This is a genomic window from Blastococcus saxobsidens (assembly GCF_010682065.1).
Classification (GTDB): Bacteria; Actinomycetota; Actinomycetes; order Mycobacteriales; family Geodermatophilaceae; genus Blastococcus; species Blastococcus saxobsidens_B.
Genome location: NZ_JAAGWG010000039.1, coordinates 24,964 through 33,618, shown reverse-complemented (window position 1 = coordinate 33,618; position 8,655 = coordinate 24,964). Strand labels below are relative to the sequence as shown.

Sequence of the window (8,655 nt, the reverse complement as noted above, 5' to 3'; positions counted from 1 at the left end):
ATCGGTCAACGCCCGAAAACGACTCACCCGCCCAGCCTCGACCACGCAGGCCCCGAGATTGGGAGACACGCCCTAGCTCGCCGCGCATCAACATGGCCATCAGGCCACCGATCATGAAGAACCCGAACGACGCGACCATGTACATCAGGCCGATCGTCTTGTGGTCGGTGGTTCGCAGCAGGCTGGTCAGTCGCGACCCCTTGGTCGGTGGCGGAGCCAGACTTGGCCGGGAAACGATCGGGGCTGGGGCGATCGTCATCGTCGCGGCTCACTTTCACGGTGGCGGGGCCGACGATCAGCTGGGGCTGCGCCCGGCGAGCTGATCGATCTTCTAAGCTGAATCGTAGAGGCATCTCCTAAGTAGGATCGTAGAAGGGGTCGGTGGGGGCGTGTCCCCTACGAGCGGCCGTCACGGTGCTTCGGCGGAGTCGCGGCGAGAGGAAGTGGGTCCATGCGACCGTTCGGAGAACTTGAGGCGGCGATCATGCGGGATCTGTGGGAGCGAGCGGAGCCTGCGACCGTCCGAGATGTGCTGGCCTCGCTCAGCACGTCCCGCAAACTCGCCTACACGACCGTGATGACGGTGATGGACAACCTGCACCGCAAGGGTCAGGTGACCCGTGAGATGAGCGGCCGGGCGTGGCTGTACCGGCCAGTGCGCACGCAGGCCCAGCACGCAGCGGCCCTGCTGCAAGACGTGCTGGCGGAGTCCGCAGATCGGCAGGAGGTGCTCATGCACTTCGTCGCCGACCTGGATTCCGACAGCGTCACCCAGCTCAGGTCGGCAGTGGAGAGCGCGCGCCGGCGCGGTCAGCAGGCTGAAGGCGGCGGACCATGATCGCCAGCCTGAGTCTGCTCTGCGTGGCGGCCGCGATCCTCCTGGTGGGTCCGCGGCTGGCATCGGCGCCCTGGACCCGGCAGGCACCGCGCGTGGCGATCTTCACCTGGCAGGCTCTGACCATCAGCGCGGTGATCACGGTCGTCCTCGCCGGCGTCACCCTATTGATCCCGATCACGGCGCTTGCCGGCGATCTCGGCGCAGTCGTGCACGCCTGTGCCATGAGTGTCGCGGACGCCTATGGCGAGTCGGAGTTGCTGCCGGGAAAGCTCTTCGGTGCCTTTCTGGCCGGTGCGCTCCCGATGTGGGTGCTGATCTGCGGAGTGCGCGTTCTGGGCGGTGGCTGGTGGAGTCGCCGTCAGCTACGCCGTTCTCTCAGCCTCATCACCGAGACGGACGCCGGCTTGGGCATCTCCGTCATCGAGACTCCCGCCCCTGCCGCCTTCTGCCTGCCGGGACGGTCGGCGCAGATCGTGGTCACACGGGGAGCGCTGAGCAATCTGTCCAGCTGTGAGTTGGATGGGGTGCTGGCCCACGAGGCGGCTCACCTCCGCGGCCGCCACAACCTGGCTGTGGCGCTGTCGCAGATCCTGGCGCGCGCTTTCCCTCGTGTCCGCTTGTTCCAGGTGGCCACCCGGGAGACCCGGCAGCTGATCGAGCTGCTGGCGGACGACGCAGCGCTGCAGCGGGTCGACCGGGTCAACCTGGCCTCGGCCATCGTGAGCCTTGCCGAGATGAAGGCACCTGCTGCTGCCCTGGCGATGGCTCAGGATGCGGCGGTTCTTCGTGTCTCACGCCTCCTGTCCCCGGAGCCGCCGCTGAATCCGTGGCGGTACCGCGTTGCTGTCGTCGGTGCACTGACCGTCGTCGTAGCGCCGCTGCTCATCGCCGGCTACCCCGCCGTGTGTGCCGCGCTGAGCGACATCTGCAACATTCCGTGACTGTGACCGGCAAGCAGTAGAGCCATGGTCGAGTTGCGTCGCCGAACTGTGCTGCTGACAGCTCTAGCGGGGGCGGGCGCCATGGTCTTGTCCGCCTGCGGCTCGGACCCGGACGAGTCGTCCGACGACGCGCCGGCTGACGTTGCGGCCGACGGAACGGTCTCCATCGCCCCGGACGGGACCCAGGAGGTCACAGTGCTGGTGCGCGACGACTACGACTTCTACCCTGCCGCGTTCACGGTGACCGCCGGGCGGGTGCGGCTCTCCCTCATCAGCGAGGCGAAGGAGTTGACGCACAACTTCCGGTTCACGCCCGGCGCCGGGCCGGCCGAGATCGCCGGAGAAATTCCCATCCTGGCACCGGGCATGAGCGACACGATGGAGTTCACCGTGGATCAGCCCGGCGACTACCAGTTCGAGTGTTCGTTCCACGTCGCTCTGGGCCAGATCGGGACGATGACCGTGGCTCCAGGATGACCGGACGCAGGTACGCCCGCGCCGCCGCCACTCGTCGAGGCAGTTTCCTGCTCAGCCCCGCGCCACTCGCCAACAACGCCACTGAGGATTCATGTTCACGTCTGTTCCCCGCAATCTGGTCCTGGTTGCGGCGACGGCCCTCGCCTCGCTGCTGCTCGTCCTCAGCGGCGGTCCGGCTGCCGCCCACACCGGCCTGCAGTCCTCGACGCCTGCTGACGGAGAGACGCTGACCGCCGCTCCGGACGCGATCAGCCTCACGTTCTCCTCGGCGATCGCCTCGGAGTTCGCCCAGGTGGCTGTCACCGGCCCGGACGGGGAGTCGGTCACCTCAGGGGAAGCTGCCATCGACGGTGCGGTCGTGTCACAGCCGGTCAGCACGAGCGGTGACGGCGCCTACGTGGTGGCGTACCGGGTCGTCTCCGATGACGGCCATCCCGTGTCCGGCCAGCTCACCTTCACCCTGACGGGCTCCGGCGGCGCGGCGACGGAGACAGCCCCGGCTCAGCCGACTCTGCCGACCACGCCCGCACCCAGCCCGAACACGGCGACCGCGGTCTCCCCGGCCGTCGACAGCGACGCAGACAGCAGCTGGGGCCTGTGGTTGCTCCTCGCCGCGGCGGGCCTGCTGTTCATCGTGGCCACGTGGCTCGCGCTGCGCCGGCGCGGCGACACCGGTGGCTGAGCCGCGCGTGGACGAGAGCTCCTCGCCGCCGGCAACGGCTCGCCGAGGCCTCCTGGTCCTCGTTTCCTCGCTGGTGGCCATCGCGGTCTGTGCGCTCACGCTGTGGGCCGGTGGCGCGGCCGCCGTCGTCTCGGTCCCCGGCATTCCAGCCCCGCCGCCGGTCGTCGCCTGGCTGGTGCCCGCCCTACGGCTGATCGCCGACGCCTCGGCGGTACTGACCGTGGGCTGCCTGCTCGGGGCCGTGGTTCTCGTGCCGGGAGACACGGTCCTGAGTACGGCCGGCTACCGATGGGTGCGGCTGGCCGGCTGGGGTGCGCTGGCCTGGTCGCTGGCCTCGCTGGCTTCGCTTCCGGTGCTGCTCGCCGATTTCCTCGGCACGGGGTTCTCGGCGATCTCGCTGCGCGGCGTCTGGAGCTTCGTCGAAAGCGTCGAGCAGGGGCGAGACCTGGCCGTGGTCGCCGCCCTCGCCGCTGTCGTGGCCATCTTCGCCCGAATCGTCTGGCGTCGGGTCGGCGCGCGGGTGCTCTTCCTCGTGGCTCTGATAGCGACTGTTCCGCCCGCTTTCACCTCGCACTCCGCCGACGAGGCCGACCACGACCTCGCCGTCACCGCCGTTGCTTTGCACGTGCTCGGCGTCGTGCTGTGGGCCGGTGGCCTGCTGGCGCTGATGCTCGCCGCCAGGCTCACCGGCCCGGCGCGGACCACCGCGGTCGAACGGTTCAGCCGCCTCGCCGCACCGCTGGCCGTGGTCGTCGCCGGCAGCGGCGCCGCCACCGCCTACACGCGGTTCTCCAGTCCCGGCCAGGTGGTCGACACGAGCTACGGGGTCGTGCTGCTGGCGAAGGTCGTCGCCTTCGTGGGGCTGCTGGCGCTGGCCGCATGGCACCGCCGGCGGACCCTTCCGGAGCTGCGGGCGGGGGAGCCGCGGGCATTCCTGCGACTGGCCGGCGTCGAGGTTGTCCTCTTCGCCGCCACCATCGGGCTCGCCATCGGGCTGGCGCGCACCCCCACGCCCCCGCCGGTGCTGGACGCAGCCGCAGCCGCAGCCGAGCAGCTGCTGCCTGCCGCCGGCACGGCGGCAGGGTGACCGCAGTTCTGTGAGTACTGCATAGCCCGCCCGAGTCAGGGTCTGAGACGACTGTTGACCTGTCGGCTCGCGGCGCTATCATCGGACAACGCCGATGGATGGAGCGCGCTGTGACCAGGACGACGAAAACGAGGACGACCGAGCCACCGGTCGATGAGGCCGGTGCGCTCTCGACGGCCGCGTGCCTGTTCCGCAGCCTCGGTGACCCGATGCGGCTGGCGATCATCCGCCACTTGATGCTGGGCCCGCACCGGGTCGTGGACCTCACCCGGCACCTGGACGGCCCCGCGCAGAGCTCGGTGTCCGCGGCGCTGGCCTGCCTGCGGGACTGCGGCCTCGCGGAGAGCCAGCCGCAAGGCCGGGCGTCGCTGTGGTCGCTGAGCACCCAGCCCGAGCTGCTGGAGCTGCTCGCCTCGGCCGAAAAGCTGCTGGCCGCGACCGGTGACCAAGTTGCGCTCTGCCCGGTGTACGGAACGGGAACCTCGTCGTGACCGTCGCCGCGCTCGTCCTCTACGTCATCGCCCTCGTCGTGCTCTTTGGTGTGCGCTCCTGGATCCAGCTGCGTCACACCGGGTCCACGGGGTTCGTCGGGATCTCGGGCACTCCGGCCGACGCCGGCTGGTGGGGCGGGGTGCTGTTCGTCGCAGCGATGGTGCTCGGCCTGGCCGGGCCGCTGCTGGCGGTGGCCGACGTCGTGACCGCCGACCCGCCGCTGGCGGTGCAGGTCGCCGGCCTGCTGCTGGCGCTGGCCGGGTTCGCCGCGACGCTGGCCGCGCAGACCGGCATGGGCGCCTCGTGGCGGATTGGCGTCGACCCGGGCGAGCGCACCGACCTGGTCACCGGCGGCGTGTTCGCACACGTCCGCAACCCGATCTTCACCGCCATGACCGCCGCGCAGGCCGGTGTCGTGCTGATGGCCCCGACGTGGGTGAGCGTGCTTGCGCTGATCGCGCTGGTAGCCGCAGTCCAACTTCAGGTCCGAGCTGTGGAAGAGCCGTACCTGCGCGGTGTACACGGCGCGGCCTACGACGCCTACGCGGCCCGCGCCGGCCGCTTCGTCCCCGGCATCGGCCGGCTGACCGCTCCCGCTTCCGCCGAGAGGACTCCAGCGTGACCGCCGAACCGTCGGTACTCAGCGATCAGGAGACCGACCGGCTGACCCGCCGCGGGCTGCGGCTGGCGCAGTTCACCGTCGTCTACAACGTCGCCGAAGGCGCTATCGCCATCACCACCGGGCTCCTCGCCGGGCTGGTCTCCCTCGTCGGCTTCGGCGTGGACTCCGGCATCGAGTCCCTGGCCGCCATCCTGGTGGGGCTGCGGCTGTCCGCGCGGCTGCGGCACGGCGCCATCGATGAGGCCAAGGAGCGCCGCGCACTCAAGGCCGTGGCGATCACCTTCTTCATCCTCGCCGCGTACGTGACCGTGGAGGCGGTGCGCAGCCTGCTCGGCGACGAGGAGCCGAGCACCTCGACCGTCGGCCTGGTGCTGCTGGCCGCCTCCATCGTCATCATGCCGCTGCTGGCCGCGGCCAAGCGCCGCGTCGGGCTGGCCCTGGGCGGTGACCCGCTCATCCTCGCCGACGCGGCCGAGACCCGGATCTGCGTGTTGCTCAGCATCTCCACGCTGGCCGGCCTCGGGCTGTACGCGCTGACCGGCGCCTCATGGCTGGATCCAGTCGCTGCCCTCGTCATCGCCGTGTTCGCCATCCACGAGGGCCGGGAGGCCTGGGAAGGCGAGCTCGTCGAAGACGACGACGATGACGATGACGACTGAGTCGTCGCACAGCGAGGAGGTCGTCGGTCCGGAGGTCGCCGCTGCTCCTGAGCGGTCCGAAACGGGCCGCGCCGACCGCCGGCGGACGGCACGGACCCGCCTGGCGGTCTTCACCGGCGCGGGCGTCCTCGCGGTGGTCGACCTGGGCGCCAAGGCGGTCGCCGAGCGCGGCCTGGGAGACGGCCGCACTGTCGACCTGGGACCCCTGGCGTTGCAGTTGGCACACAACAGCGGCGCCGCCTTCAGCCTCGGCTCCGGCTTGCCGAGCTGGGTCGTGGTGACCGTCACCGGACTCCTCACGGGCGTCATCGCCGTGATCACCTGGCGGGCGGTTGCCACGGCCTCCCGCCTGCTGCCCGCTGGCCTGGCCGCCGTTCTGGCTGGCGCCACGGCCAACCTGGTGGACCGGGCCGGCGACGGCCGCGTCACGGATTACCTGCACACCGGCTGGTGGCCCACGTTCAACCTGGCCGACGTCTGGATCATCACCGGTGCTGCGGTCGCCATCCTGGCGTCCCTGCGCAGCGATCGTTCCGCCGACGAGGCCTCGAGGTCCGACGCATGAACGCCTGCGGGCTCGACGCGGCGATCGGTAGCGCCCTGGCAGCCATCGGAAGCTTCTGCGGCCGGCTCGTTCCGGTTGCTCCAACAGCCGTCCCTGTCCTTGAGGGCCACCGGTCACGCCCGCCGGAGAAGTTTGGAGACACGCATGCCTGTCATGTCCATCGCTGAGCGGTGGTTCTGCCAGAGCCCGCCGTGGCGCTGGGTCGCCGGCCGACTGGTCCTCGGCTGGGCGTTGCAGGGAGTGCTCCTGCGGGGCCCGGTACTCGAATTGGGCGGCGGCAGCGGCGCAATGGCGGAGGAGACGATCCGGCGCCATCCCGACTGCGAGCTGACCGTCACCGATCTTGATCCGGTGATGGTGGCCGCGGCGGAACGGCGTTTCGCCAACGAGCCGCGAGTCACCGTGCGCCACGCCGATGCCACCGCCCTGCCCTTCACCGAAGGGTCATTCGACGTCGTGGTGAGCCACCTGATGCTCCATCACGTCATCCAGTGGCGGCAGGCGCTCGAAGAAGTCAGTCGCGTACTGCGACCCGGCGGTCGCTTCGTCGGCTACGACCTGGTCGCCACACCGCTGACCAAGGGGCTCCACTGGGCCGACCGATCACCTCATCAGCTGATCTTCCGCCACCAGCTCCGACCAGCCCTGTCGCAGACCGGGCTGCAGGCCGCTGAGGTCCGCACGGCGGTCGGTCGACAAGCCATGCGGTTCACCGCCACAAAGCCGTACTGAGAACGACGCGCAGCACGGTCAACGGCCTTGGTCACTGCGACCTCGGACGGTCACCGCCGCGTCCTACCGGGCGCGCCTGAACGGGGAGAGCAGCTCATGACGATCACGACCTGGGCGCTGCAGGCGGTCGGCCTGTTCGTGGCGACCAACATCGACGACATCATCGTGCTGTCCCTTTTCTACGCCCGCGGTGCCGGCCGGCGCGGCACCACGGCGGCGATCCTCGCGGGGCAGTACCTCGGCTTCGGCGCCATCTTGGCCGCCGCGGTCCTCGTCGCGCTCGGCGCCCGGAGCTTCCTGCCCGAGGAGGCGATCCCGTACTTCGGACTGATCCCGCTGGTGCTGGGCCTGCTCGCCGCTTGGCGGGCATGGCGCGACGACGATGATGACGACGACGAGGGCAAGGTCGCTGGCAAGTCGGTGAGCGCGCTGACCGTCGCCGCGGTCACCTTCGCCAACGGTGGAGACAACATCGGCGTCTACGTCCCGGTGTTCGCCACCGTCGGGCCCGCCGGCATCGTCGCCTACTGCCTCGTCTTCCTGGCCCTGGTCGCCGTGCTGGTCGTCGCGGCCCGGTTCGTCGCCACCCGAAAGCCGATCGCCGAGTTCCTCGAGCGGTGGGAGCACGTGCTGTTCCCTGTGGTCCTCATCGGTCTCGGCGTCGTCATCCTCGTCGAGGGCGGAGCGTTTGGGCTGTAGCAGCGCGGGCCCCGGACGAAGTCCATGAGCGTTGGGGGCGGCGGATGCGTTCACCTGAGCAGTCCGCCCGTCGACTCCTTGGCACCGCCGACCCAGCGGGACACCATGAGCGCATGTTGACGCTCCCCGGTGTCGTTGCCGCCGTGCCAGGTCTGCGACGCTGCGGCTGCTGTGGAGGGGTGTACGCCCGTCGGCGAGTGCGCATGTTGGCTACGACGCCCGGAGTCGCTATCTGCTCGGGCTGCGCCCGCTCCGCGGCCGCTGCTGACCGCCAGCGATGACGGAGGAGGTTCCTGTGAAGGTGGAGCTGCTGTACTTCGACGGCTGCCCGAACTGGCAGCTGGCCGACGAGCGGCTGCGAGTTGCTCTCGTGCAGGCGGGCCGAGAAGACGTGCACGTGCAGCACCGCCAGGTCACCACCCCGGAGCAGGCGGATGCCGCCGAGTTCAGGGGTTCGCCGACGATCCTGGTGGACGGGCTGGACCCGTTCGCCGAGCCGGACGCCCCCGTCGGGCTGTCCTGCCGGGTCTTCCGTACCGAGGCCGGCCTGACAGGCGCACCCACGGTCGAGCAGCTCCGCGCCGTGCTGTCGTGAGGCTGCGCGGACGCCCTCCCTCGGCGAGCGAGGACTCGGTCACCTGTGGCTGCTGCGGACGCGAGCGGCCCCGCACAGGCGTCCACGAGCTCGGCGGAACGCCCGGCGTGCACGTCTGCTGGCGGTGTGCGCTGTGGATGGCGGCACGCATCGGCCGCGGCAGAGAGCGCAAAGGACAAAGACGGACCCCTCATCATTCCACAGCGTAGGCAGCAGAGGCTCGAGCGGAGCTTGAGCCGGTTGGCCATCGAGAAGCTCTGAGCCGT

The 8,655-nt window shown here is 70.3% G+C and carries 12 protein-coding genes and 1 pseudogene; 12 read left to right on the top strand and 1 reads right to left on the bottom strand.

What is annotated here, in order from left to right; all coding sequences use genetic code 11:
• A pseudogene (locus GCU60_RS19965) lies at nucleotides 1-259 on the bottom strand (hypothetical protein); the annotation flags it as partial.
• Between the two features lie 192 nt (nucleotides 260-451).
• Between GCU60_RS19965 and GCU60_RS18400 the strand changes: the two are divergent.
• The 12 genes from GCU60_RS18400 to GCU60_RS18345 all read left to right on the top strand — a co-directional run bounded on the left by GCU60_RS18400 (nucleotide 452) and on the right by GCU60_RS18345 (nucleotide 8,389).
• Nucleotides 452-838, top strand: a complete 387-nt coding sequence (locus tag GCU60_RS18400) for a BlaI/MecI/CopY family transcriptional regulator (RefSeq protein WP_040336907.1) — start codon at nucleotides 452-454, stop codon at nucleotides 836-838.
• Nucleotides 835-1,779, top strand: a complete 945-nt coding sequence (locus GCU60_RS18395; protein WP_051515494.1) for a M56 family metallopeptidase — start codon at nucleotides 835-837, stop codon at nucleotides 1,777-1,779. Before GCU60_RS18400 ends, GCU60_RS18395 begins: the two co-directional genes overlap by 4 nt.
• 81 nt (nucleotides 1,780-1,860) lie before the next feature.
• A complete protein-coding gene (locus tag GCU60_RS18390; RefSeq protein ID WP_239521414.1) occupies nucleotides 1,861-2,256 on the top strand; it encodes a cupredoxin domain-containing protein in 396 nt (131 codons plus the stop codon).
• Nucleotides 2,257-2,347: 91 nt separating this feature from the next.
• Nucleotides 2,348-2,938 (top strand): copper resistance CopC family protein, encoded by a 591-nt coding sequence (locus GCU60_RS18385; RefSeq protein ID WP_163207874.1) that lies wholly within the window; start codon nucleotides 2,348-2,350, stop codon nucleotides 2,936-2,938.
• Complete coding sequence (locus GCU60_RS21960) at nucleotides 2,931-4,025, top strand: CopD family protein (protein ID WP_163207872.1); 1,095 nt, start codon at nucleotides 2,931-2,933, stop codon at nucleotides 4,023-4,025. The genes GCU60_RS18385 and GCU60_RS21960 overlap by 8 nt, the downstream gene beginning before the upstream one ends.
• A gap of 110 nt (nucleotides 4,026-4,135) precedes the next feature.
• Complete coding sequence (locus GCU60_RS21405) at nucleotides 4,136-4,516, top strand: ArsR/SmtB family transcription factor (protein WP_345770689.1); 381 nt, start codon at nucleotides 4,136-4,138, stop codon at nucleotides 4,514-4,516.
• On the top strand, nucleotides 4,513-5,139 hold the full coding sequence (locus GCU60_RS20775; protein ID WP_163207868.1) for a methyltransferase: 627 nt from the start codon (nucleotides 4,513-4,515) through the stop codon (nucleotides 5,137-5,139). Before GCU60_RS21405 ends, GCU60_RS20775 begins: the two co-directional genes overlap by 4 nt.
• Nucleotides 5,136-5,798: a cation transporter gene (locus tag GCU60_RS18365; RefSeq protein ID WP_163207867.1), complete on the top strand. Its 663-nt coding sequence runs from the start codon at nucleotides 5,136-5,138 to the stop codon at nucleotides 5,796-5,798. The genes GCU60_RS20775 and GCU60_RS18365 overlap by 4 nt, the downstream gene beginning before the upstream one ends.
• Nucleotides 5,782-6,363, top strand: coding sequence for a signal peptidase II (locus tag GCU60_RS18360; protein ID WP_239521413.1), 582 nt, complete (start codon nucleotides 5,782-5,784; stop codon nucleotides 6,361-6,363). Before GCU60_RS18365 ends, GCU60_RS18360 begins: the two co-directional genes overlap by 17 nt.
• A gap of 153 nt (nucleotides 6,364-6,516) precedes the next feature.
• Complete coding sequence (locus GCU60_RS18355; RefSeq protein ID WP_204262281.1) at nucleotides 6,517-7,095, top strand: class I SAM-dependent methyltransferase; 579 nt, start codon at nucleotides 6,517-6,519, stop codon at nucleotides 7,093-7,095.
• A gap of 96 nt (nucleotides 7,096-7,191) precedes the next feature.
• On the top strand, nucleotides 7,192-7,794 hold the full coding sequence (locus GCU60_RS18350; protein ID WP_163207863.1) for a cadmium resistance transporter: 603 nt from the start codon (nucleotides 7,192-7,194) through the stop codon (nucleotides 7,792-7,794).
• Nucleotides 7,795-8,089: 295 nt separating this feature from the next.
• A complete protein-coding gene (locus GCU60_RS18345; RefSeq protein WP_163207861.1) occupies nucleotides 8,090-8,389 on the top strand; it encodes a DF family (seleno)protein in 300 nt (99 codons plus the stop codon).
• Nucleotides 8,390-8,655: the final 266 nt, after the last annotated feature.

Coding starts and splice junctions, on each gene's coding strand:
- GCU60_RS18400 (WP_040336907.1), top strand. CDS start 452: ATGCGACCGTTCGGAGAACTTGAGGCGGCGATCATGCGGGATCTGTGG.
- GCU60_RS18395 (WP_051515494.1), top strand. CDS start 835: ATGATCGCCAGCCTGAGTCTGCTCTGCGTGGCGGCCGCGATCCTCCTG.
- GCU60_RS18390 (WP_239521414.1), top strand. CDS start 1,861: ATGGTCTTGTCCGCCTGCGGCTCGGACCCGGACGAGTCGTCCGACGAC.
- GCU60_RS18385 (WP_163207874.1), top strand. CDS start 2,348: ATGTTCACGTCTGTTCCCCGCAATCTGGTCCTGGTTGCGGCGACGGCC.
- GCU60_RS18360 (WP_239521413.1), top strand. CDS start 5,782: ATGACGATGACGACTGAGTCGTCGCACAGCGAGGAGGTCGTCGGTCCG.
- GCU60_RS18355 (WP_204262281.1), top strand. CDS start 6,517: ATGTCCATCGCTGAGCGGTGGTTCTGCCAGAGCCCGCCGTGGCGCTGG.
- GCU60_RS18350 (WP_163207863.1), top strand. CDS start 7,192: ATGACGATCACGACCTGGGCGCTGCAGGCGGTCGGCCTGTTCGTGGCG.